The organism is Erwinia sp. HR93 (genome assembly GCF_034555055.1).
Classification (GTDB): Bacteria; Pseudomonadota; Gammaproteobacteria; order Enterobacterales; family Enterobacteriaceae; genus Apirhabdus; species Apirhabdus apintestini.
The window spans coordinates 983,900-1,006,613 of record NZ_JAXUDP010000001.1 but is presented as its reverse complement, the minus strand read 5'-3'; the positions used below and the strand labels follow the sequence as shown (position 1 = coordinate 1,006,613).

21 protein-coding genes and 3 pseudogenes are annotated in these 22,714 nt (G+C 52.6%); 14 read left to right on the top strand and 10 right to left on the bottom strand.

Annotated features, from left to right (window positions below):
- The first annotated feature begins 451 nt into the window (after positions 1-451).
- The 6 genes from SFA31_RS04690 to SFA31_RS04665 all read left to right on the top strand — a co-directional run bounded on the left by SFA31_RS04690 (position 452) and on the right by SFA31_RS04665 (position 5,222).
- Entirely contained in the window at positions 452-751 is a 300-nt protein-coding gene (locus SFA31_RS04690) for a 5-bromo-4-chloroindolyl phosphate hydrolysis family protein (protein ID WP_416208319.1), read from the top strand.
- A gap of 50 nt (positions 752-801) precedes the next feature.
- Positions 802-1,794 carry a 5-bromo-4-chloroindolyl phosphate hydrolysis family protein gene (locus SFA31_RS04685; RefSeq protein ID WP_322836936.1) on the top strand — a complete coding sequence of 331 codons (993 nt, stop codon included), beginning with the start codon at positions 802-804 and terminating at the stop codon, positions 1,792-1,794.
- A 382-nt stretch (positions 1,795-2,176) separates the two neighbouring features.
- Positions 2,177-2,404 (top strand): hypothetical protein, encoded by a 228-nt coding sequence (locus SFA31_RS04680; RefSeq protein WP_322836935.1) that lies wholly within the window; start codon positions 2,177-2,179, stop codon positions 2,402-2,404.
- Positions 2,405-3,011: 607 nt separating this feature from the next.
- Positions 3,012-4,034 (top strand): hydrolase, encoded by a 1,023-nt coding sequence (locus SFA31_RS04675; protein WP_322839292.1) that lies wholly within the window; start codon positions 3,012-3,014, stop codon positions 4,032-4,034.
- Positions 4,031-4,249: a YheU family protein gene (locus SFA31_RS04670; RefSeq protein WP_322836934.1), complete on the top strand. Its 219-nt coding sequence runs from the start codon at positions 4,031-4,033 to the stop codon at positions 4,247-4,249. The genes SFA31_RS04675 and SFA31_RS04670 overlap by 4 nt, the downstream gene beginning before the upstream one ends.
- A gap of 103 nt (positions 4,250-4,352) precedes the next feature.
- Positions 4,353-5,222 carry a phosphoribulokinase gene (locus SFA31_RS04665; protein WP_322836933.1) on the top strand — a complete coding sequence of 290 codons (870 nt, stop codon included), beginning with the start codon at positions 4,353-4,355 and terminating at the stop codon, positions 5,220-5,222.
- A gap of 35 nt (positions 5,223-5,257) precedes the next feature.
- Here the strand turns inward: SFA31_RS04665 and SFA31_RS04660 are convergent, their stop codons facing one another.
- The gene (locus SFA31_RS04660) at positions 5,258-5,662 is read right to left on the bottom strand and encodes an OsmC family protein (protein ID WP_322836932.1); all 405 of its coding nucleotides are present in this window, start codon (positions 5,660-5,662) and stop codon (positions 5,258-5,260) included.
- Between the two features lie 296 nt (positions 5,663-5,958).
- Between SFA31_RS04660 and crp the strand changes: the two genes are divergently transcribed.
- Together crp and SFA31_RS04650 are read left to right on the top strand one after the other, a co-directional pair.
- The gene (gene crp, locus SFA31_RS04655) at positions 5,959-6,591 is read left to right on the top strand and encodes a cAMP-activated global transcriptional regulator CRP (RefSeq protein WP_322836931.1); all 633 of its coding nucleotides are present in this window, start codon (positions 5,959-5,961) and stop codon (positions 6,589-6,591) included.
- A gap of 57 nt (positions 6,592-6,648) precedes the next feature.
- Positions 6,649-8,766, top strand: coding sequence for a YccS/YhfK family putative transporter (locus tag SFA31_RS04650; protein ID WP_322836930.1), 2,118 nt, complete (start codon positions 6,649-6,651; stop codon positions 8,764-8,766).
- Here SFA31_RS04650 and argD read toward each other — a convergent pair.
- The 5 genes and pseudogenes from argD to ppiA form a co-directional block, all read right to left on the bottom strand.
- Positions 8,763-9,983 (bottom strand): bifunctional acetylornithine/succinyldiaminopimelate transaminase, encoded by a 1,221-nt coding sequence (gene argD, locus SFA31_RS04645; protein ID WP_322839291.1) that lies wholly within the window; start codon positions 9,981-9,983, stop codon positions 8,763-8,765. The two genes, SFA31_RS04650 and argD, sit on opposite strands and share 4 nt — an antisense overlap.
- Before the next feature lie 86 nt (positions 9,984-10,069).
- Positions 10,070-10,633, bottom strand: coding sequence for an aminodeoxychorismate synthase component 2 (gene pabA / locus SFA31_RS04640; protein ID WP_322836929.1), 564 nt, complete (start codon positions 10,631-10,633; stop codon positions 10,070-10,072).
- A gap of 30 nt (positions 10,634-10,663) precedes the next feature.
- Positions 10,664-11,183: pseudogene (locus tag SFA31_RS04635) on the bottom strand (putative adenosine monophosphate-protein transferase Fic).
- A complete protein-coding gene (locus tag SFA31_RS04630; RefSeq protein ID WP_322836928.1) occupies positions 11,173-11,343 on the bottom strand; it encodes a YhfG family protein in 171 nt (56 codons plus the stop codon). The pseudogene SFA31_RS04635 and the gene SFA31_RS04630 overlap by 11 nt, the downstream one beginning before the upstream one ends.
- Positions 11,344-11,450: 107 nt before the next feature.
- Positions 11,451-12,020, bottom strand: coding sequence for a peptidylprolyl isomerase A (gene ppiA, locus SFA31_RS04625; RefSeq protein ID WP_322836927.1), 570 nt, complete (start codon positions 12,018-12,020; stop codon positions 11,451-11,453).
- A 325-nt stretch (positions 12,021-12,345) separates the two neighbouring features.
- Between ppiA and tsgA the strand changes: the two genes are divergently transcribed.
- The 4 genes from tsgA (at position 12,346) to cysG (ending at position 18,712) form a co-directional block, all read left to right on the top strand.
- Positions 12,346-13,533, top strand: a complete 1,188-nt coding sequence (tsgA, locus tag SFA31_RS04620) for an MFS transporter TsgA (RefSeq protein WP_322839290.1) — start codon at positions 12,346-12,348, stop codon at positions 13,531-13,533.
- A 486-nt stretch (positions 13,534-14,019) separates the two neighbouring features.
- Positions 14,020-16,563, top strand: a complete 2,544-nt coding sequence (nirB, locus tag SFA31_RS04615; protein ID WP_322836926.1) for a nitrite reductase large subunit NirB — start codon at positions 14,020-14,022, stop codon at positions 16,561-16,563.
- On the top strand, positions 16,560-16,886 hold the full coding sequence (gene nirD / locus SFA31_RS04610) for a nitrite reductase small subunit NirD (RefSeq protein ID WP_322836925.1): 327 nt from the start codon (positions 16,560-16,562) through the stop codon (positions 16,884-16,886). Before nirB ends, nirD begins: the two co-directional genes overlap by 4 nt.
- A gap of 452 nt (positions 16,887-17,338) precedes the next feature.
- Positions 17,339-18,712 (top strand): siroheme synthase CysG, encoded by a 1,374-nt coding sequence (gene cysG / locus SFA31_RS04605; protein ID WP_322836924.1) that lies wholly within the window; start codon positions 17,339-17,341, stop codon positions 18,710-18,712.
- An 86-nt stretch (positions 18,713-18,798) separates the two neighbouring features.
- Here cysG and tnpA (SFA31_RS04600) read toward each other — a convergent pair.
- Positions 18,799-19,262 (bottom strand): annotated as a pseudogene (tnpA, locus tag SFA31_RS04600) (IS200/IS605 family transposase).
- Between the two features lie 154 nt (positions 19,263-19,416).
- Here tnpA (SFA31_RS04600) and SFA31_RS04595 point away from each other — a divergent pair.
- Together SFA31_RS04595 and tnpA (SFA31_RS04590) are read left to right on the top strand one after the other, a co-directional pair.
- Positions 19,417-19,542, top strand: a complete 126-nt coding sequence (locus SFA31_RS04595) for a hypothetical protein (RefSeq protein WP_322836923.1) — start codon at positions 19,417-19,419, stop codon at positions 19,540-19,542.
- Positions 19,543-19,795: 253 nt separating this feature from the next.
- Positions 19,796-20,184: pseudogene (tnpA, locus tag SFA31_RS04590) on the top strand (IS200/IS605 family transposase).
- A gap of 112 nt (positions 20,185-20,296) precedes the next feature.
- Here tnpA (SFA31_RS04590) and trpS read toward each other — a convergent pair.
- Genes trpS through rpe form a run of 3 tightly spaced genes read right to left on the bottom strand, consistent with a single transcriptional unit; the run spans position 20,297 to position 22,693 of the window.
- Positions 20,297-21,301, bottom strand: a complete 1,005-nt coding sequence (gene trpS, locus SFA31_RS04585; RefSeq protein WP_322836922.1) for a tryptophan--tRNA ligase — start codon at positions 21,299-21,301, stop codon at positions 20,297-20,299.
- Positions 21,298-22,023 (bottom strand): phosphoglycolate phosphatase, encoded by a 726-nt coding sequence (locus SFA31_RS04580; protein ID WP_322836921.1) that lies wholly within the window; start codon positions 22,021-22,023, stop codon positions 21,298-21,300. Before SFA31_RS04580 ends, trpS begins: the two co-directional genes overlap by 4 nt.
- A complete protein-coding gene (gene rpe / locus SFA31_RS04575) occupies positions 22,016-22,693 on the bottom strand; it encodes a ribulose-phosphate 3-epimerase (protein WP_322836920.1) in 678 nt (225 codons plus the stop codon). The genes SFA31_RS04580 and rpe overlap by 8 nt, the downstream gene beginning before the upstream one ends.
- Between the last annotated feature and the right edge of the window lie 21 nt (positions 22,694-22,714).

Here is a 22,714-nt window from a genome sequence, read left to right as displayed (position 1 = left end):
CATCCTTTCTCCTCACATTTACTGGCAGAATAGCGGCGTTCATACCGCCATTAGCGCATACAGGGCAGTACAGTATTGCTATAGCCGCCTTCACCGGCGGTCTAATACTCGCGTAGCCCGACGACTATAAACGAAGAAAAAAGAATGACGGATGTTTCCGCGATGAGGCGCCGGTTCCGGCGCAGGCAATCGACAGATTACCAATGCCCGCGCTTACTCAAAAAGAGCAGAATGAAGTTCAGCGGCTGATTGAGCAAAATTAAGCGCACGCAGCCTGCAGAACCCACGGCTCGGGTCACAAACCGTGCGGCTAAACGCAAGTCCGAAAATGAAGCAGCGCCGCTGCCGTTTGATGAAATATGCTGCAGCTTGAAAAAAGAAAGGGCTTCTCCCCGATGTACAGCGCGAGCTGACCGGGATTATTAAATACGCCCGGCTTATCCGGCAGTGTATGCAAACCGATCCGCGCGACGTGGAGCCGGCCACCCGATTTTTACAGCGCTACCTGCCAGCGGTTGAGGAAATTATCTCTAAAGCGCAGTCGTTATCTCAACAGCTTGCAAAACACGGCACCGATCAGAAGGTTCAAAAACAAAGCCTGCGTATTTTGCAGGCTCTGCACTCGGCTTTTCGCCAAAAACATGCGCAACGACTGGAAAACGATGAAACCGAATTCAATACCGAAGTCAGCACACTGGAAAAATTGCTCAAGACCGATGGATTCCTCTGGCGCAATGCCGCTGAAAGTTAATAATGCTTGATTCAACGCGCCGGCACAGAGCGCCATCAAGGATAGGAAAAATGAACAATAGCGCCCTACCACAACAGAAGAAACTTAGCGAAAACAGATGGCTACGCGGTGCCATCGTTTTCGTTATGCTGGTATTAGCCGATGCCTTCCAACAAAAGTTCCTGCCGCTGGCGGACCACTTAACCGTGCTGGCGGTGGTAGATGACTTACTGGATGGCGTGGTGTTGATATATTGCTGGATAGCAGGCATAACGCTGGCCCGCACGCTGCTGGAAGACAGAGCCGCATTTTTAGCAGGATGCATAACCGGCCTGCTGTGGCTCCCGTTTGGCGATACGCTGGCGCTGCCTTTTTGGGCCGGCGCGGGTGCCATGCTGGCCCATGTATTTAATCGCCGACGCTCGCTGAGCAAAATGTTTATCCTGTATGCCCTATTGTGGATTATCGCGATCATTTATTACCTGAGCGCCTACTCCTTCTCCGATAGCGTGGGCTACCTGTTTCTCTTCATGGGCATACTCATCGGTTATATTATTTATCGTAAAAATGTAGAGGCAGGCCTGCAAAATTCGCCGGGGTTTCGCGCCACGGCGCCGCAACCGCAGCGCCAAACGGCGGCCTCATTACCAACGCCACCGGCGCCCGATCAAATCGCCCCGTTCGAGGCTGAAATCCTGCGTCTGGAAGCCTTAAATCTGCGCCCGGAATCCATAGCGCGCGAAGTCGCTATCATTCTCCGCTATGCCAGGCTCATACAGCAGTGTATGCAAACCGACCCTCGCGATGAGGAGCCTGCCACCCAATTTCTGCGCCGTTATCTGCCTGCGTTAGAAGATATTGTAATTAAAAGCCAGCGTCTTTCGCACCAGCTTGAGGAACGCTATGCAGGGCAGCAGCATCAGGAAAACAGCCTCGCGATTCTTCAGGCGCTGCGCTCTGCATTCCGCCAGAAACACGCGCAGTTACTGGAAAACGATGAAACTGAATTCAGTAGTGAAATCAGCACGCTGGAAAAATTACTCAAATCCGATGGGTTTCTTTAGCGCCACGCGGCGGGGCGCCCGGTGTGCCCCGCAGCGTTTGCTACCTTCTCGTTTTATTATCCGCCGCCCGCTCTGCGCGCAGACGCAATAATACCCGGCAGCGCTACCGGATACGTTTACCTTGCTGCCAGCCCGCGCCTGTAAACGCATTGGGGAATTAGCCTTTAATGCTTTAAAACGGTTTTCCGCCTCTACCCGCAAACCCTGGTTTTGCCGATAAGTTTACAGGCCACTCCTCCACGCCGTGGGTAACAGCATGAGCGAGATTATTAGGTGCTGTCTGAGAAACCCATGGGCCTGGAAACAGGCTTCTATTGGCCTGCGTGCGGGGCGATGCGGCCATCCTCTGGAAAAAGGTATAAAGAGGAGCGTACCGCGCTATATGTTTCAGAGTCATAATATCGTCATGATGCACGGCTTCAAAACGGATTGCGCTGTACTGTTTTTTAAGGAAGCACTGCTTAATGATGAACTGCATCCGTTGGTGCGGCAAACCGCTAACCCCCAGACAGCGCGTCAACGTCACTTTACCCATGCCGTTCAGATTAACGCCCAAACTCACATTATCGATAACCACATTGAAATCGCCACTGCCGCGGGGAAAGCGTAGTCTATAAAGCAACGGATGATTAAGTCATCACCGATAAGCGAATGCACCAATTCCAACGCCCGCCCTGCGCCAGGGATTTTACGGCTGGCATCGGGTCGCCAGCGTGCCTGGCCGCTGTATTGCTCCACGTCAAAGCGGGCCATAACGCGCAGGGCCAGAATTGAAAAATACCTCGCACCTAGTCCGGCAGGAAAAGGACCGCGCGATCGTTAAACCCGCCGCTGTTGGCGGTGCCGGGCATAATCTGAGACAAAATGTCGGGATAAGCTCCCGGAATTAGCGGCAGTGGCATTGCCCCGCTCGCGTCGAGTGACCGTTTACAAGAAGCAGCAAAATTTTCATCCTATTTACCATCGGCGTGAAACATTATTGGCAGGGCAAGACACTGAGACTCAGAAAATGCGCCGCAAAGGGGGCCAGGATGACGCTTCGCAACGTGGCTCTCACCTCACGCAATAGGCGAATACCGTAATGCAAATGCTTGCTCCTGCAGCCATTAAAATAGTGGCTCAGGCGTCACAGCATGCGGTAAACACAGTAAAGGCATAAACATAATGCGCATCACAAGGTATAGTAGGGCGCGTTTTTATTGAATAACTCAATCACTATGGCAGATATCACACCGGTGGAACTGACAATGCCGCAGTTTCACACCCAAACGTTTACTCCGATGTCAGGCGCAGGCAATCCCCATCTTCAAACTATGCTGCCGCGCCTGATACGGCGCAAACTGGCGTTTAAACCGCACTGGCAGCGTCTCGATATGCCGGACGGAGACTTTGTTGACCTGGCGTGGAGCGAAGATCCGGCTCAGGCCACCCACAAGCCGCGCCTGGTGGTATTTCACGGTCTTGAAGGCAGCCTGCATAGCCCTTACGCGCACGGGCTCATTCATGCCGCCGCGCAGCGCGGCTGGCTGGGCGTAGTGATGCATTTCCGCGGCTGTAGCGGCGTGCCAAACCGTAAACAGCGCATCTATCATTCAGGCGAAACGGAAGATGCCTCCTATTTCCTGCACTGGCTCTCAATGCGCTACGGCGAAGCGCCTACCGCTGCCGTAGGCTTTTCGCTTGGTGGTAATATGCTGGCCTGCCTGCTGGCGCGCCAGGGCGAGGCGTGCCGCCTGAAAGCCAGTGCGATCGTTTCCGCACCGCTCATGCTGGAGCCGTGCTGCCACCATATGGAAAAAGGGTTTTCCCGGTTCTATCAACGCTATTTGCTAAATTTATTAAAAGGCAACGCGCGCCGGAAACTTCAGACCTGGCCGGGCTCTCTGCCGGTGGAACTTCCCCAACTGCGCCGCATCCGTCGCATCCGTGAATTTGACGATCTCATTACCGCGAAAATCCACGGTTTCCAGGATGCGCTGGATTACTATCGCCAGTGCAGCGCACTGCCAATGCTGCCAAAAATCACCGCACCTACGCTCATCATCCATGCGAAGGACGATCCTTTCATGGATAACCAGGTCATTCCCGATATCACACAATTGCCTGCTAATATTGAATATCAACTTACCGAGCACGGCGGCCACGTCGGCTTTGTCAGCGGTACACTGCGCAGGCCGCAGATGTGGCTGGAAGAGCGTATCCCCGCCTGGCTAGCGCGCTATTTGGAACACGAAGTATGATAATTCCCTGGCAAGATATCGCGCCGGAAATGCTGGACAGTCTGATTGAGGCTTTTGTTCTGCGCGAAGGAACGGATTATGGCGAACAGGAGCTCACGCTGGAGCAAAAAACCGCAGACGTTAAGCGCCAGCTCCAGTGCGGCGAGGCGCTCATTGTTTGGTCTGAATTACATGAAACAGTCAATATCATGCCGCGTACGCAATTTCGTGGGTAACATCATGTCTCAGAAAAACTTATCTTAACGCCGCGCGCCTGGCGTCTATACTGCCCGTAAACGCAGCGCATTCGCGCCTTAGCCAGGCAGGAGTCATGACGCTATGTCCTCCAGATATCCCATTATTGCCGTAACCGGCTCCAGCGGCGCTGGTACCACCACAACCAGCCTCGCGTTTCGTAAAATTTTTGCCCAGCTCGGATTACGCGCGGCGGAAGTCGAAGGCGATAGTTTTCATCGATACACCCGCCCGGAAATGGACCAGGAAATCCGTAAGGCCCGCGACTTAGGCCGCCATATCAGCTATTTTGGCCCCGATGCGAACGATTTTTCCCTGCTGGAAAACACCTTTATGGAATACGGGCGCAGCGGCCACGGGGAATCCCGGAAATATTTACACACCTACGACGAGGCGGTGCCCTGGAATCAGGTTCCCGGTACATTTACCCCCTGGCAGCCGCTGCCTGCGGACACGGACATCCTGTTTTACGAAGGTCTACACGGCGGGGTGGTCACGCCGCAGATAGACGTGGCGCAGCACGTAGATTTGTTGGTCGGCGTAGTGCCTATTGTAAACCTAGAGTGGATACAAAAACTGGTGCGGGATATGAGCGAGCGCGGTCATTCCCGCGAGGCCGTGATGGACTCGGTCGTGCGTTCAATGGAAGACTATATTAACTACATTACCCCTCAGTTTTCGCGCACGCACATTAATTTCCAGCGCGTGCCCACCGTCGATACGTCAAATCCCTTCGCAGCCCGGGCGATCCCCTCACTGGACGAAAGTTTGGTGGTGATTCATTTTCGTAACCTGGAGCAGATCGATTTCCCCTGGCTGCTGGCTATGCTGCAAGGCTCGTTCATTTCTCACATGAATACGCTGGTAGTGCCGGGAGGGAAAATGGGGCTTGCAATGGAGCTTATCATGACACCGCTGGTGAAACGGTTAATTGAAGACCGGGGAATCAACTAAAATCGCGCGCCTTATTAAAGACGCGCAGCGTCTAATCAGGCTTCAATCACTTCCCATGAATGGGTAATATTGGCCGCCTTTTCCAGCATCAACGCAACCGAACAGTATTTTTCGGCTGACAGTTCAACCGCACGTGCAACCGCGTTATCCCTCAGCCCGCGCCCGGTAACAATAAAGTGCAGATTAATATGCGTGAAAAGCCGCGGCGCTTCTTCACGGCGCTCGGACGTAAGTTTAACCTCACAATCGGTTACGTCATGGCGCCCTTTTTGCAAGATAGAAACCACATCTATCGCGCTGCAACTTCCGGCCGCCATTAATACCATTTCCATCGGGCTTGGCGCCTTGTCTCCTGAATTACCGTCCATCAAAACCTGATGACCAGAGGCGGATTCGGCGAGGAATGTTAGCCCTTCTACCCATTTAACTCGTGCCTGCATTTTGTACGCTCCGTTAGATTACGCTTCCCCACAGAGTAAGCGTCAGGGGCGAAACTGGCAACAGAAGGCGACCTGCGTCAAGCTGAAACGAGACAAGAAGAGACACTGGTGAAAAGCTATGTTAAAACAGACCGGATACTGCTGCGTCGTAGTGAAGGTCATTCAGGTAAAAACTTTACTGATAACAGGCTGTTCTGATCCCCTTCCCATTTAAAACGCAGAACTCGTTTACCACGTTTGGGAGAAGCATAAGCGCCTCTTCCAGATGCCAGTTTATAATCAGAGGATAACCGCACATGGTGCTTGGCAAACCGCAAACAGACCCGACTCTCGAATGGTTTTTGTCTCATTGCCACATTCATAAGTATCCCTCCAAAAGCACGCTCATCCATCAGGGTGAAAAAGCCGAAACGCTTTACTACATCGTGAAAGGCTCCGTGGCCGTACTGATTAAAGATGAAGAGGGCAAAGAAATGATCCTCTCATACCTTAATCAGGGCGATTTTATCGGCGAACTGGGCCTCTTTGAGGAAGGGCAGGAGCGTAGCGCCTGGGTTCGGGCCAAAAGTGCCTGCGAGGTCGCGGAAATCTCCTATAAAAATTTTCGTCAGTTAATCCAGGTTAATCCGGATATTCTAATGCGCCTCTCATCACAAATGGCGCGTCGCCTGCAGGTCACCTCTGAAAAAGTCGGTAACCTTGCTTTCCTGGACGTTACCGGCCGCATTGCTCAAACCCTACTAAACCTGGCGAAGCAGCCTGATGCCATGACGCATCCTGACGGCATGCAGATAAAAATTACCCGCCAGGAAATCGGGCAAATCGTGGGCTGCTCCCGTGAAACCGTCGGCCGCATTTTAAAAATGCTCGAAGATCAGAACCTGATATCCGCGCACGGCAAAACTATCGTCGTCTACGGCACGCGCTAAACGCGGCGGCGCGGCGTGTTATCACGCACACCGCGCCGATACCTCAGGTCGTTATATATGTGGCGCCGACTGATTTATCACCCTGAAGTCAATTACGCGCTGCGTCAGACGCTGGTGCTATGTCTGCCGGTTGCCGTCGGCCTGGCGCTGGGTAACCTTCGTCTTGGTCTACTTTTTTCATTAGTTCCCGCCTGCTGCAATATGGCCGGGCTGGATACCCCTCATAAACGCTTTTTTAAACGACTTATCGTTGGCGGCTGCCTATTCGCCTCTTGCAGTCTGATCGTGCAATTATTGATGCGAGAAAATGTGCCGCTGCCGGCCATCTTCTTCGGCATGGCGCTGCTTCTGGGCGTAACGGCGGAAATCAGCTCACTGCATGCAAGGCTATTTCCTGCCTCAATGGTGGCCGCTATTTTTACGCTCAGCCTCGCGGGAAACATGCCGGTTTGGCAACCCATGCTGCTGTACGCGCTTGGTACCACCTGGTACGGACTGTTTAATCGCTTTTGGCTTTGGCTGTGGCGTGAACAGCCGCTGCGTGAAACGCTCAGTTTGCTGTATCGCGAGCTGGCTAATTACTGTGAAGCGAAATATAGCCTGCTGACGCAGCACACCTGTCCTGAGAAAGCGCTGCCGCCGTTGCTGACGCGCCAGCAGAAAGTCGTTGACCTGATAAGCCAGTGCTACCAGCAGCTTCATATGCTTTCCACCGGCAGCCAGCAAAGTGACTACAAGCGCCTGCTGCGCATCTTCCAGGTCGGGCTCGATTTGCAGGAGCACATCTCTGTCAGTCTGCATCAACCGGAAGAAGTGCAAAAGTTAATCGAGAAGAGCCACGCTGAGGCGGTCATTCGCTGGAACGCTCAAATCGTCGCCTCCCGGCTGCGAGTGCTGGCGGATGACATTCTTTATCATCGCTATCCCCGCCGCTTTAGCATGGAAAAACCGCTATCTGCGCTGGCCAAAATCGCCCGACAACACCCGGATAATCCGGTTGGGCAATTTTGCCACTACCACTTCAGCCGCATCGCCCGCGTGCTGCGCACCCAGCGCCCGCTATACGCACGTAATCTTATGGCCGACAGAGAGCGCCGCCTGCCGCTCTTCCCCGCGCTAAAAAATTATCTATCGCTAAAATCTACGGCATTGCGCAGCGCGGCCCGCACCGGCGTTATGCTGGCAATAGGCAGTCTGCTCGGCAGCGCGCTGCATCTGCCTAAACCCTGGTGGATTTTAATGACGATTATGTTTGTCACCCAAAACGGTTACGGAGCGACCCGGGTGCGTATTTTTCACCGGGCGGGCGGAACTATGGCCGGGCTGCTGGTAGCCGCCGTCACGCTGCATTTCCATGTGCCGGAGGGCTATATGCTATTGGGCATGCTACTCATTACCCTGATTGGCTACCTGATTATTCGCAAGCAGTACGGGCTGGCAACGGTAGGTTTTACCTTGACGGCGGTGTATACGCTTCAACTTCTCTCGCTGAACGGCGATCGGTTTATTATGACGCGGCTGGTGGATACGCTTATCGGCTGTCTCATCGCCTTCGGTGGCATGGTATGGCTGTGGCCGCAGTGGCAAAGCGGCCTGCTGCGCCAGAACGCACACGACACGCTGGAGGAAGACCAGCAGGCTATCCGCCTGATTTTAAGCGTCAACCCACAGCCAGGGCCGCTGGCATACGAACGTATGCGGGTAAACCAGGCGCATAATGCGCTATATAATTCGCTCAATCAGGCAATGCAGGAACCCGGATTCAATACCCGCTACCTGACCGATATGAAACTTTGGGTGACCCACAGTCAATTTATCGTCGAGCATATTAATGCGATGACGACGCTGGCGCGCGAACATACTTTGCTAGAGCCCGCGCTTGCCCAGCGCTATCTGGAATCCTGCGAGATTGCGATTCAGCGCTGCCAGCAGCGCCTGGAGTACGACGAACCAGGTGAAACCGACAGCGCCAATATTCTGGAATCAATGGATATGCTTAACAGTGGACCGCTCAGCACGCTGGAGCAGCATCTTCAGCGCGTGCTAGGCCATTTAAATGCGATGCACACAATTTCATCTATCGCGTGGCGCCAGCGCCCCCACCACGGCATATGGTTAAAGCGGCGCCTGGGGGGCGAAAACCCGTCCGTACGAAGTCTAAGCCAGGCCGATTAGCCCTGAATAAACCGTTCTATCGCCTGCGCGAAACGGCGCATCCCCTCTTCAATCTCATCGTCGCTAATGATTAAAGAAGGCGCGAAGCGCAATACGTCTGAGCCAGCGCTCAGGATAGCGACGCCGGACTCAGCGGCGATATTCACTAACTCGCCCGCGCGCCCGCGATACGGCGAACTCAGCACCGCCCCGACCAATAACCCCATACCACGCATCTCACAGAAAACATCAAACTGCTCCCCAATTTGCTGAAGATGCGCAATAAAGCGCTGGCGCTTACGCTGGACGCCCTGTAGCACTTGCGGAGTATTAATTATCTCCAGCGCCTTTAACGCTACGGCGCAGGCCAGTGGATTACCGCCATAGGTGGAACCGTGCGATCCCACGTGAAACGATGAGGCGATATCGGCGGTTGTCAGCACCGCGCTCACCGGAAAACCGCCGCCCAGCGCTTTGGCACTGGTGAGAATATCCGGCGTTACGCCATAATGCATATAAGCGAATAACTCCCCAGTGCGCCCCATCCCGCACTGTACTTCATCAAATACCAGCAGAGCCTGATGTTTGTCACACAGCGCGCGCAGGCCGCGCAGGAAATCAGCCTCAGCGGCGGTTAACCCTCCTTCGCCCTGAATCGGCTCAACCACTACCGCACACGTGTGTGAGTCCATAACCGCCTGCACGGCATGGAGATCGTTAAAAGGAACGTGCACGATATCGGCAGGCTTCGGCCCAAATCCATCCGAATATTTCGACTGTCCGCCTACCGAGACCGTAAACAGCGAACGTCCATGAAACGCATTGTGAAACGCAATAATTTTGGTTTTATAAGGATTATGGCGCGTAATCGCCCAGCGGCGCGCCAGCTTAAACGCCGTTTCATTCGCTTCGGTACCGGAATTCATAAACAGCACGCGCTCTGCAAACGTCGCGGCAATCAGTTGGCGAGCCAGAAGCAGGGCCGGCTCGTTGGTGAAGACATTGCTGACGTGCCACAGCCTTTCGCACTGGTTTTTCAGCACCGAGACCAGCGCAGGATGGCAATGCCCCAGCGCCGTAACCGCGATACCGCCTGCAAAATCAATATACATGTTACCCTGGCGATCCCAGACGCGGCTGCCCTCCCCGGTTACCGGAATAAACGGCGCCGGTGCATAAACCGACATAATGACTTCGTCAAACACTTCCCTTCCCGGGTAGTATTCCCCAGTTTCCATCGCGGACTCACTCATTACCGCCACCTCAGCAATATGAAAATATAATCATAAAATATGAATAAATTATCAAAAAAGGGCAAATGAAATTAACGTTGCAGAAAATTATTAAGCAGTAAATGGCCCTGCTCGCTCATGATGCTCTCAGGATGAAACTGCACGCCTTCAAGATCCCAATGCTTATGGCGCAGCCCCATAATTTCCCGATCCTCGCTCCAGGCGGTAACCTCAAGCACAGGCGGCAGCGTCGCCGGTTCAACAATCAGTGAATGATAACGAGTTACCGTCAGTGGATTATTCAGCCCGGTAAAAACGCCTTTTCCGGAGTGATTAATGGCAGACGTTTTTCCGTGCATCACCCGCTGCGCCCGCACAACTTGGGCGCCGAGAGCCTGCGCAATAGCCTGATGTCCAAGACAAACGCCGAGGATGGGGAGCTTTCCCGCAAAATGTTGAATAATTGGCAGCGAAATACCCGCTTCAGTGGGCGAACAAGGGCCGGGAGAAATAACAATTTTTGCCGGCGCTATGCTCTTAACATCCTCAATACCAATCGCGTCATTACGTTTTACGACGACATCGGCACCCAGCTCGCAAAAATACTGGTATAAATTCCAGGTAAACGAATCGTAATTATCTATCAGCAATAACATAGCGGCTCCGCAATAATGCTTTGCGCCATTTTACCTGTTTTCAGTTATCCCGCTGACAACCTTGCTGAAAATCTCCGTTAACGGCGCCAGTTCGCCCAGCGCCGCGCGCTGATTGGCGCTGCGCCATGACTCAACCTCTATATCGCGCCAGTCGAGATGGTACCCTGCATGAATGGCGAGCTGCTCAAAGAAAATTCGGGGCGGGCAGAGCATCAAGCCAGTTTTCTTCCTCCAGCGCTTCCATAAGCGCATTACCTTCCTTCTCAATATATTCAAAGTGGCAAAAACGCGTCTCATCCTGGTAAATATCGACTTCCCGCACCTCACCGGCCCAGTCATATATATCCTGGAATAGATGGCGATGAATGGCGCACAGGTGCGGCAGCCCCCGGCGCTGCGGACCTAACTCCAGCGTGGCGACGCGCAGCGGCGTGATTTCACGTTCGGCCTGCGCCAGGCGCCGGCTTTCACGAATATCCAGCCGGTTGCGTAATACGTGAATACCGGGCCAGTAATAAGGATCGCCGCCATCACCAAATTTATCGCTCATAGTGTCTCCTTAACCTGTCCAGCGCGCTCTGTACCGTATTCTCATCAGGGCAACCTTCAGGCAGCACAATACCTTCCAGCAGGCAACTCGCGCGGAAATTCCGGCCGCGCTCGCGCATCCAGATTAGGGACTTTTGTTTATCGGTCGGCTTTTTCGTCATTTTCCCCCCATGTGCACAAAAGTATGCAACCTGCCTGAAGTATAAGCAGCAATGGGGGAAAATGCCGGAGAGGCGCGCGTAAGCGAAATAAGCCTACGCGCTAAAAATCAGGGGAGTACTTTAGCGGATAGGATAACGATAGGCTTGCTGGGAACGTTCTGATACGGGCCGACATCGTGGGTCGCAACCTGAGAAATCTTATCCGCCACATCCATTCCTTTAACTACTTTGCCGAAAACCGCATAACCGAAATCGCGCTGGCCGTGATCGAGGAACGCATTGTCCGCTACGTTAATGAAAAACTGGCTGGTAGCGCTATCCTGCTCCGCCGTTCGCGCCATCGCGATCGTGCCGCGAATGTTACGCAGGCCATTATCGGCCTCATTTTTGATAGGCGGGTTAGGTTGTTTTTGCTGCATTTGAGCGTTAAAGCCGCCGCCCTGAATCATAAAACCTGGAATAACGCGATGGAAGGTTGTGTTGTTATAAAACCCGTTATTCACATAATCGACAAAATTTTTCACCGAACCAGGCGCTTTCTGGCTCTCCAGTTCCAGCTCAATATTTCCCGCAGACGTAGTTAGCAAAACGTGTGGGTTCGCGTTTGCCGCCAGCGCGCCGGTAGAAAATAAAGAGAGGGTCAACATAGCGGTAGCGGCCAGAGTTGATTTCAGCATGGACAGGCTTCCTTAACATGAACGAGCGAATCGATTGATTCTAAAGATAGCGATCGAAGCGCGCCAGACTTTTACCATTATTTACGCAAAGTTAAGCGAACCAATACTTCATTACCTCATTTCCATAAGAACAATACGAGATATACCTCACGATACATCTCATCAGTTGCATTGTAAGGGCATTAAAACATTTAAACAGATCACTTTAATGTCTAAAATCAGCGCGCAGAATTCATGGTCTCAGCGTTTTAGAACGTTTCCACTCTCTCTGGATGACGGAGCCTCGCGCTACCGCCCCTATATACGCGTCACAAACGGGATTTTTATGACCAACAACAACCGTATTAGGCTTACCTGGATCAGCTTCTTTTCGTACGGGTTAACCGGCGCGCTGGTGATTATCACCGGTATGGTAATGGGAAATATCGCAGAGGCCTTTGGGCTGCCGGTATCAAGCATGAGTAACACCTTTACTTTTCTAAACACCGGTATTCTCATTTCTATCTTTTTAAACGCATGGCTGATGGAAATCGTGCCGTTAAGAACGCAGCTACGTTTCGGCTTTTTATTAATGCTACTCGCGCTGGTAGCGCTTATCTTTGGCCGTAACCTGGCGATTTTTTCCGCGGCAATGTTCATTTTGGGCGTGGTAAGCGGTATTACGATGTCTATTGGGACGTTTTTAATTACGCATCTTTATGAGGGGCGCCAGCGCGGACAGCGCCTGCTGTTTACCGATTCATTCTTTAGCATGGCCGGCATGGTCTTCCCGATAATCGCGGCTTATTTGCTGGCCAGACATATCGAATGGTACTGGGTCTATGTCTGCATCGGCCTGCTGTATGTGGCTATCTTCTTACTCACCTTCGGCTGCGAGTTTCCCGCACTGGGTCGGTGCACAGAGGGCGATGCACAGCCGATCGCCAAAGAAAAATGGGGGCCGGGCGTTCTGTTTCTTTCTATCGCCGCGCTCTGCTATATCCTGGGGCAACTGGGCTTTATCTCATGGGTGCCGGAGTACGCCAAAGGGCTGGGGATGGACTTACATGAAGCCGGTAGACTGGTGAGTAACTTCTGGATGTCATACATGATTGGCATGTGGGCCTTCAGCATAATCCTGCGCTTTTTCGATCTGCAGCGAATTCTTACCGTCCTCGCGGCTCTGGCAACGCTATTCATGTATTGCTTTATTATAGGCACCGCGCCGCATATGGCGTGGTATATCCTTGCTCTGGGCTTTTTCTCCAGCGCTATCTATACCTCTATTATTACGCTCGGCTCACAGCAAACGCGTGTACCATCGCCAAAGCTGGTTAATTTTATACTGACCTGCGGCACCGTCGGTACCATGCTGACATTTATCGTTACTGGCCCTATCGTCGCACACTACGGCCCGCATGCGGCGCTGCTAACGGCTAACGGGCTGTACGCCGTAGTCTTTATTATGTGTCTGCTTCTTGGCCTTGTTTCTCGCCATCGCGTTAACGCCGTGACGTCATCCGAGCCGCAGTAAAAATTCGCTCTGAGAGAAGACCGCGTGAATTTCCCCTTTTCGGGGATACCCAAGTTCACACTAAGACCATTACCTGCCTTTGGCATTTACCTCCAAAGGCAGTAAATCAAAGCGAGAGCCGAGTGAAAACCGCGCCCGTAGAGCGAGTTCCCGTTAGCGATAACACCGCCTCGCTGGCCCACTGCGCAATCGAAACGCCCCTTTCCTTCATAACTGCATTTACCAATTAACCGCCCATATAAATAAGCCAGCCTTATCGTAATACCCTGAGTTTCATTCATGGGGGCCCAATCCTGGGCAACCGCGTAATAAATTCAAAATATTACCATAAGGTTAAAAATCAACCTTTTCCGTTGGTTACATAATGTCAGTGAAATCAAATGCATACTCATTAGGGAGTATGTAAAGTCGTATTTGATCTAAATCAATAATCACTAAGGCTGAATCGTTAAGGTAGGCAGTAATAAAAAAGAAATCGAGGCAAAAATGAGCAAAATGAGACTCGCTATTATCGGTAACGGCATGGTCGGCCATCGCTTTATCGAAGAGCTCCTTGATAAAGCCGAACCGGGGCAGTTTGAGATAACTGTCTTTTGCGAAGAACCTCGCGTAGCCTATGACCGCGTACACCTCTCCTCCTACTTCTCTCATCACACCGCTGAAGAATTAACGCTGGTTCGTGAAGGCTTTTACGCTAAACATGACGTACAGGTGCTGGTAGGTGAGCGGGCGATTACTATTAATCGCCAGGAAAAAGTCATTCATTCCAGCGCGGGGCGGACGGTCTTTTACGATAAGCTTATTATGGCGACCGGCTCCTATCCCTGGATCCCGCCGATTAAAGGCTCGGATACTCAGGATTGCTTCGTTTACCGCACAATCGAAGATCTTAACGCCATCGAAGCCTGCGCCCGGCGCAGTAAGCGCGGCGCCGTTGTCGGCGGTGGCCTACTCGGCCTGGAAGCCGCAGGCGCCCTGAAGAATTTAGGCGTCGAAACTCATGTCATCGAATTCGCACCAATGCTGATGGCCGAGCAGCTCGATCGCATGGGCGGCGAGCAGCTACGCAGCAAGATTGAGCGTATGGGCGTGAAAGTTCATACCAGTAAAAACACGCAGGAAATCGTCCAGCAAGGCCGCGAGGCGCGGAAAACCATGCGCTTTGCCGATGGCAGCGAACTGGAAATCGATTTTATCGTTTTCTCCACCGGTATTCGCCCACGCGATAAACTGGCGACGCAATGCGGCCTGGCCGTTGCTCAGCGCGGCGGTATTGTGATTAACGATAACTGCCAAACTTCCGATCCGGATATTTACGCTATCGGTGAATGCGCAAGCTGGCATAACCGCATGTTCGGCCTGGTCGCACCGGGCTATAAAATGGCGCAGGTCACCGTTGATCACCTTCTTGGTAACAGCAATGCCTTTGAAGGCGCAGACCTGAGCGCCAAATTAAAACTGCTGGGCGTAGACGTTGGCGGTATTGGCGACGCGCACGGCCGCACGCCGGGCTGCCGCAGTTATATTTATCTGGATGAGAATAAAGAAGTTTATAAGCGTCTCATCGTCAGTGAAGACAATAAAACTCTGCTCGGCGCGGTATTAGTCGGCGATACCAGCGACTATGGCAACCTGCTGCAGCTTATGCTCAACGCCATTGAGTTGCCGGAAAACCCTGATTCGTTGATTCTGCCATCTCATTCCGGCAGCGGTAAGCCCGCCATCGGCGTTGATAAACTGCCAGACAGCGCGCAAATTTGTTCCTGCTTTGACGTCTCTAAAGGCGATCTCATCGCAGCAATTAATAAAGGCTGCCACACCGTCGCGGCGCTAAAAGCAGAAACCAAAGCCGGCACCGGCTGCGGCGGCTGTATTCCACTGGTTACGCAGGTTCTGAATGCCGAACTGGCAAAACAGGGTATTGAAGTTAACCATAACCTGTGCGAACACTTCGCGTTCTCCCGCCAGGAGCTGTACCACCTGATCCGCGTTGAAGGCATTAAAACGTTCGACGAACTGCTGACCAAATACGGTACCGGCTACGGCTGTGAAGTGTGTAAACCGACGGTAGGATCGCTACTGGCCTCCTGCTGGAACGAATACGTATTGTCGCCTCAAAACACGCCGTTACAGGACACCAACGATAACTTCCTTGCCAACCTACAAAAGGACGGTACTTATTCGGTTATCCCACGCTCCGCTGGCGGAGAAATTACTCCGGAAGGGCTGATGGCGGTAGGGCGCGTTGCGCGGGAATTTAATCTGTACACCAAAATTACCGGCTCCCAGCGTATTGGCCTGTTCGGCGCCCAAAAAGACGATCTGCCAGAAATCTGGCGCCAGCTTATCGAGGCCGGCTTTGAAACCGGCCACGCCTATGCGAAGGCGCTTCGCATGGCGAAAACCTGCGTGGGCAGCACCTGGTGCCGCTATGGCGTTGGCGATAGCGTCGGCTTTGGCGTTGAACTGGAAAATCGCTACAAAGGCATCCGCACGCCGCATAAAATGAAATTTGGCGTCTCCGGCTGTACGCGCGAATGCGCCGAGGCTCAAAGTAAAGATGTCGGCATTATCGCAACGGAAAAAGGCTGGAATCTTTATGTATGCGGCAACGGCGGTATGAAACCTCGCCACGCTGATTTACTGGCAGCCGACCTCGACAGTGAAACGCTGATCCACTACCTCGATCGTTTTATGATGTTTTACATCCGCACTGCAGACAAACTCCAGCGCACGTCCGTTTGGCTGGAAAACCTGGAAGGCGGTATCGACTATCTCAGAAGCGTAGTCATCGACGATAAACTGGGGCTGGATGCACATCTTGAAGCAGAAATGACGCGGCTGCGCGAAGCGTTCGCCTGTGAATGGACGGAAACGGTTAATAATCCACAGGCACAGCAGCGCTTTAAGCACTTTATCAACAGCCCGCAGCGCGATCCGAACGTGCAGGTCGTGCCAGAACGTCAGCAGCACCGTCCCGCAACGCCGTATGAACGTATTCCCGTGACTCTCGTGGAGGATAACCTATGAGCCAGTGGACGACAGTCTGTCAGCTAAACGATATCTTACCTGCTACCGGCGTTTGCGCCCTGCTGGGCCAGCAGCAGGTTGCCATCTTCCGCCCACGGGCAGACGAACAGGTGTTTGCTATCAGCAATATCGATCCCTTTTTCCAGGCGAGCGTGCTATCGCGCGGGCTTATCGCTGAACATGATGGCGACCTTTGGGTCGCCAGCCCGTTGAAAAAGCAGCGTTTCCGCCTGCGAGACGGGGCATGTATGGAAGATGAAACCCAGGCCGTCGCACACTATGAAGCGCGCGTTGTTGAAGGCCAGGTACAAATAAAAGCCTGATAGTCAAAGGCGCTCTGTTGAATTATAAAGACAAAGCGCCTTCGCACAGGCTTACGGCAATCCCCCCGTCATGCCTTAAGCCTGCATATTATTCATAAAGTAATGTCTTTAACCGCAACGAAGGCCCGGCTTTGGTAAAGCAGCGAGTATTTTCGGCACTACCAATAATCCGAAAATCCGAACTACGACTGCCCGTTAACCCCATAAAAGGCCGCCATGGCCTGCGCGTCAGGGCTGCTATCCTGCGAAATACCATACGGCACCGTTTACTCTCAGCCAGGCTCTCAACAGTTAATGTTCCTTTAGAATGAATAATCCCCACAGCGTTTACCGGGAAAAGGCCGCCGTATTCACGCTCTCACCTTACTGCTATGCTACCCGGATAAAGAGCACCCCCAATAATAGAGCGCTCTCGTTACGCGCATCGCCAATAACCCAATGAGGTAAATACCGTGGATCACCTGCCTATTTTTTGCCAGTTACGCGATCGCGCCTGCCTGCTGGTAGGCGGAGGAGACGTGGCGGAGCGTAAAGCGCGTCTACTGCTGGAGGCTGGCGCCCTGCTCACCGTCAATGCGCGGGAATTTGTACCGCAATTCCACGCCTGGGAAAAAGCCGGTAAATTACACCTGGTCCAGGGCGATTTTAATGAAGCGCTGCTGGAGCCGTGCTGGCTGGCCATTGCAGCCACGAATGACGATAGTGTCAATCAGCGCGTCAGCGCCGCTGCCGAAACCAGACGTATCTTTTGCAACCTAGTCGATGCGCCTAAGCAGGCCAGTTTTATTATGCCTTCCATCATCGATCGCGCACCGCTCACTATCGCTATTTCATCCGGCGGCACCTCGCCCGTTCTGGCGCGCCTGTTGCGCGAAAGACTGGAGTCACTGCTGCCACTGCATTTGGGCAAAGTTGCTCACTATGCCGGCCAGTTACGTCAGCGCGTAAAACAGACTTTTGGCAGCATGGGCGAACGCCGCCGCTTCTGGGAAAAATTCTTCACCAATGACCGGCTGGCGCAGTCGCTGGCTAACCAGGACTCGCCGGCAGTCAGCGCGATTACCGAAACGTTATTTAGCGAACCTCTTGAGCATCGCGGAGAAGTGGTTTTGGTTGGTGCTGGCCCGGGCGATGCCGGCTTGCTGACGCTTAAGGGGCTACAGCAAATTCAGCAGGCAGATATTGTGGTTTACGATCGGCTGGTTTCAGACGACATAATGAATCTTGTACGTCGGGATGCCGACCGTATTTTTGTAGGAAAGCGCGCTGGCTATCACTGCGTGCCTCAGGAAGAAATTAACCAAATATTGTTACGCGAAGCCCGGCACGGCAAGCGCGTAGTCCGTCTGAAAGGCGGCGACCCGTTTATTTTCGGGCGCGGAGGCGAAGAACTGGAAGTGTTATGCGAAGCCGGTATCCCGTTTTCCGTGGTCCCGGGTATCACCGCCGCTTCCGGGTGTTCCGCCTATGCCGGGATACCGCTCACGCACCGTGATTATGCACAAAGCGTACGCCTGATTACCGGCCACCTGAAAACCGGCCGTGAACTGGGCTGGGCCAGCCTGGCTGGCGAAAATCAGACGCTGGTATTTTATATGGGGCTAAATCAGGCGCCGGCTATCCAACAACACCTTACCAAGCACGGCGTGGCGGCGGATACACCTGTCGCGCTGGTTGAGAATGGCACCGCGGTCACACAGCGCGTCGTTACCGGCACCCTGGCGCAGCTTGGGGTATTAGCGCAGCAGGTCGTTAGCCCCAGCCTGATAATCGTCGGCAGCGTAGTCGCACTGCGTGATAAATTAAACTGGTTTTCATCCCACTAATATCAGTAAAAATCCGCCTTCTTAGAAGGCGGCTTTGATTACGCCCCAGAGCGGCGTTCTAAGTTCGGGCTCATAGAGCCCTCCCTTCACACTTCATGTAGCGATAGCTGTTTAACATCCACTTCATGCTTTTCCTGATACTTGACGTATTTACGGATCATTTCTGCATTCACACCTACGCTGTCTACGCAGTATCCCTTTGCCCGGAAGTTATTTCCCCATAGCTTATGCTTACGTAAGTAGGGAAACTTACTGAAGAGCCTTATTGCTGTCCTGCTCTTCAGATGGCCCATCACTTCTGATACTGACAGTCTCGGCGGTATTTTCATCAGAAGATGCACATGCTCTAATTGGACATTTAATTCAATAATTTGGCTCTTCAACTGCTCACTGAGTATCCCTATCTGTCGGTACACTTCCTCTTCCCAACATTGCCTTTGAGTATTCCGAAACGGCACTCAGGCGCCCAGACTATATGATATTGACAATGCCACAGTAGGTGGGAAGCGCTTTGGAACCTGCTCCTGTTTAATTTCCCTACAAGTTGCACGGACAACAGACAGAGATTTTGGCATGGGGAGGTTTTTACAGGCAGAGCCAAAACCGGGACGATAACCACGTCCACAGGACGTGATTTTTAGTTAAGAATAAAAGACCACCTTCTGAGAAGGTGGTCTTTTACGAATGCCCTGTAAGAGGGGCTAATGGCGCTTTCCGCATATGACACCGGCATGCCGTCTGCGATTCACGTCGTTATTCTGACCAAAGTTTCACACTTTCCCGCTGGCGAGCGACATTTCGACGAGAAACGCGATTACGCTTCACAATAGTAAATCGTAGCCTGGGGCCGGAAAGCGATAGCCCTTCCGCCAGCTGCTGCGTGCGGCTACAAAGTGAGAGGTATGGCGAGGATGGCCGAAGCAAAACTGTAGGCGTGCGGATACAGTTAGAATAATAAAGCCGACGCATTGCACCGGCTTTATGCGCTATCAAACTTACCCCTCTGGGGAGGCGGCGCTCGTTCATATCTGGCCATGTCCGGGAAATGCTTTGCTAAATACTGCCCCGGTTTGTTACCTGCAAATCAAGGGGATAATAGCATCCGCTTGCCGCGTATTCTATCGCTGTCAGTCCCATCTCGAATGGACGCCGAAGTACAGATACAAAATCCTCAAAGATAGCCTTGGTAAAGAGCTTTACCGCAGCATCTATATCTACAGCAATACGAAAAGTGCACAGTCGTTGAGATAAACGTGCAGGTAAATCGTAATCAGAGCACCGCCGGGTTTAAGTGCCCGGGAACTCACGGGATTTATGAAAGTGCGAACGGCTATCGGACTGTTTGCGAAGTTTCCTTATCTCAGAAAGCGCAAACGTTGGGACAATTATTCCGGTAAAGAGGGTATTTTGCGGACTCAGCGAGCGCACACGAAGAAATACTTCGCAGATATGTGCACTACCAGACAGGGTAGCCAAAGGGGAAGCAGAAAGATAAATATAGCCAGAAGTTGAAGGGGCGTTTTTTAGGGGGCTGCGTCAAAGCCACCTGTTATGCAGGCGGCTTTGACATTCCTTTATCACAACTTACGGCTGTGCCACAAAGCCTATTGCCTCATAGACTTTACGCAGCGTGTCAGACGCGCGAGCGCGCGCCTTTTCTGCTCCGTCTTTCATTACTTTTTGTAAAAACGCCTCATCGTTGCGATAACGATGATATCGCTCCTGCAATTCACTCAGCATGGCTGAGACGGCATCGGCGACCTCGCCTTTCAGATGGCCGTACATTTTGCCTTCAAACCGCTGTTCCAGTGCGGAGATAGGCTCTCCCGTGACGCCTGAAAGGATATCCAACAAATTGGAGACGCCTGCTTTATTGGCAATATCGTAACGGACGACCGGCGGCTCATCCGAATCCGTTACCGCGCGTTTCAGCTTTTTAACTACCGACTTCGGATCTTCCAGTAAACCAATCACGTTATTACGATTCTCATCCGATTTGGACATTTTCTTCGTCGGCTCCAGCAGCGACATAACGCGCGCCCCGGACTTAGGAATAAATGGCTGAGGGATTGTGAAAATTTCACCGTATAGCGCATTAAAACGCTGGGCGACATCTCGACTCAGCTCCAGATGCTGTTTCTGATCTTCGCCAACCGGTACCTGATTTGTCTGGTAAATCAAAATATCTGCGGCCATTAATACCGGATAATCAAACAACCCTGCGTTAATATTTTCCGCATAGCGCGCTGATTTATCCTTAAACTGCGTCATGCGGCTCAGTTCGCCGAAATAGGCATAGCAGTTCAGTACCCAACCCAACTGCGCATGTTCCGGAACGTGCGACTGTACGAATATCGTGCTTTTAGCAGGATCGATGCCGCAGGCTAAGTACAGCGCCAGTGTGTCCAGCGTGGCTGAACGCAGCTTTGCTGCGTCCTGGCGCACGGTGATCGCATGTTGATCGACAATACAGTAGATGCACTCATACTCATCCTGCATGTTCACCCACTGACGCAGCGCCCCCATGTAATTCCCGATGGTTAACTCTCCCGACGGCTGCGCGCCGCTAAAGACGATGGGCTTAGTCATTGGTTTATTCCTGATTCTTCGAGTAGTTGAAGCCCAACAATGGGCAATAATTCATGGAGTCTATCGATAATATAATCTGGCTGACTCAGCGCTATCGACTCTCCGTAATTGTAACCGTACGTCAGGCCTGCGGAACGACACCCCGCCGCCTGCGCGGCCTGAATATCATTGCGCGAATCCCCTACAAAGAGCAAGTCTTCAGGCGAGAGATTTAACGCATCCATTACCCGCAATATTGGCTCGGGATGCGGTTTTTTATGCTCAACGTCATCGCCGCCGATAATAAGACTGAAGGTGTCTATTAGCCCGAGCGATGCCAGCATCGGCGCGACAAAGGGCGTAGGTTTATTGGTCACCAGCGCCAGCGCAATATCCTGCAGACGAAGCGCGGTAAGCGTTTCGATGACGCCAGGAAACAAAAAACTACCGTCATCGGCGTCCTGCGCATAATAGCCATCGAACAGCTTGCGCATGATACGGCACTGCTCGGGGTCTGGCTCTGCGCCAGAGGCGGTTTTCTCGTTGATTGCCCAACGCAGCGCGCGCTCGATTAAAATATCTGCGCCATTGCCAATCCAGGTCACCACGCGATCTTCACCGGCGGCTGGCAGCTCCAGCGCATATAACGCTTTATCTACCGCACTGGTCAAGCCTGGGGCACTATCAACCAAGGTGCCATCAAGATCAAAAGCAATGCCGCGAAAAAATAGGGAATTATTCATTGCCTGCCTTTGCCAGTTCATGTCGCATATCATTAATCACTTTACGGTAATCGGGTTGCCCGAATATCGCAGAGCCTGCAACAAACATATCGGCCCCTGCGGCTGCAATCTCTTTAATATTATCGACTTTTACCCCGCCATCCACTTCCAGCCGGATATCATAGCCAGACGCATCGATACGCTGGCGAACCTGGCGCAGTTTTTCGAGCGTGTGCGGCAAAAACGATTGGCCGCCAAACCCTGGGTTAACCGACATCAGCAAAATAACATCGAGCTTGTCCATCACGTAATCCAGCCAGCTTAGCGAAGTCGCCGGGTTGAACACCAGCCCTGCTTTACATCCGCTATCTTTAATGAGCTGCAGCGAACGGTCGACATGCTCTGATGCTTCCGGATGGAAAGTGATAATGCTGGCACCGGCTGCTGCAAAATCGGGGATGATACGGTCGACGGGCTTTACCATAAGATGCACATCAATGGGCGCGCTAATACCGTAATCGCGCAGGGCTTTTAACACCATCGGCCCCATTGTCAAATTAGGCACATAGTGGTTATCCATCACATCAAAATGGACAACATCGGCACCGGCATCAAGAGCGCGGGCGGTGTCTTCTCCCAGGCGCGCAAAATTAGCTGAAAGAATCGAAGGGGCAATCAAAAATTGTTTCATCTGCTTCTCCAGTCGAAGATG

Bases quoted from the DNA above. Each gene is read 5' to 3' on its own strand.
- SFA31_RS04690 (WP_416208319.1), top strand. From the start codon at position 452: ATGCAAACCGATCCGCGCGACGTGGAGCCGGCCACCCGATTTTTACAG.
- SFA31_RS04685 (WP_322836936.1), top strand. From the start codon at position 802: ATGAACAATAGCGCCCTACCACAACAGAAGAAACTTAGCGAAAACAGA.
- SFA31_RS04680 (WP_322836935.1), top strand. From the start codon at position 2,177: ATGTTTCAGAGTCATAATATCGTCATGATGCACGGCTTCAAAACGGAT.
- SFA31_RS04675 (WP_322839292.1), top strand. From the start codon at position 3,012: ATGGCAGATATCACACCGGTGGAACTGACAATGCCGCAGTTTCACACC.
- SFA31_RS04670 (WP_322836934.1), top strand. From the start codon at position 4,031: ATGATAATTCCCTGGCAAGATATCGCGCCGGAAATGCTGGACAGTCTG.
- SFA31_RS04665 (WP_322836933.1), top strand. From the start codon at position 4,353: ATGTCCTCCAGATATCCCATTATTGCCGTAACCGGCTCCAGCGGCGCT.
- SFA31_RS04660 (WP_322836932.1), bottom strand. From the start codon at position 5,662: ATGCAGGCACGAGTTAAATGGGTAGAAGGGCTAACATTCCTCGCCGAA.
- crp (WP_322836931.1), top strand. From the start codon at position 5,959: ATGGTGCTTGGCAAACCGCAAACAGACCCGACTCTCGAATGGTTTTTG.
- SFA31_RS04650 (WP_322836930.1), top strand. From the start codon at position 6,649: ATGTGGCGCCGACTGATTTATCACCCTGAAGTCAATTACGCGCTGCGT.
- argD (WP_322839291.1), bottom strand. From the start codon at position 9,983: ATGGAAACTGGGGAATACTACCCGGGAAGGGAAGTGTTTGACGAAGTC.
- pabA (WP_322836929.1), bottom strand. From the start codon at position 10,633: ATGTTATTGCTGATAGATAATTACGATTCGTTTACCTGGAATTTATAC.
- SFA31_RS04630 (WP_322836928.1), bottom strand. From the start codon at position 11,343: ATGACGAAAAAGCCGACCGATAAACAAAAGTCCCTAATCTGGATGCGC.
- ppiA (WP_322836927.1), bottom strand. From the start codon at position 12,020: ATGCTGAAATCAACTCTGGCCGCTACCGCTATGTTGACCCTCTCTTTA.
- tsgA (WP_322839290.1), top strand. From the start codon at position 12,346: ATGACCAACAACAACCGTATTAGGCTTACCTGGATCAGCTTCTTTTCG.
- nirB (WP_322836926.1), top strand. From the start codon at position 14,020: ATGAGCAAAATGAGACTCGCTATTATCGGTAACGGCATGGTCGGCCAT.
- nirD (WP_322836925.1), top strand. From the start codon at position 16,560: ATGAGCCAGTGGACGACAGTCTGTCAGCTAAACGATATCTTACCTGCT.
- SFA31_RS04595 (WP_322836923.1), top strand. From the start codon at position 19,417: ATGGCGCTTTCCGCATATGACACCGGCATGCCGTCTGCGATTCACGTC.
- trpS (WP_322836922.1), bottom strand. From the start codon at position 21,301: ATGACTAAGCCCATCGTCTTTAGCGGCGCGCAGCCGTCGGGAGAGTTA.
- SFA31_RS04580 (WP_322836921.1), bottom strand. From the start codon at position 22,023: ATGAATAATTCCCTATTTTTTCGCGGCATTGCTTTTGATCTTGATGGC.
- rpe (WP_322836920.1), bottom strand. From the start codon at position 22,693: ATGAAACAATTTTTGATTGCCCCTTCGATTCTTTCAGCTAATTTTGCG.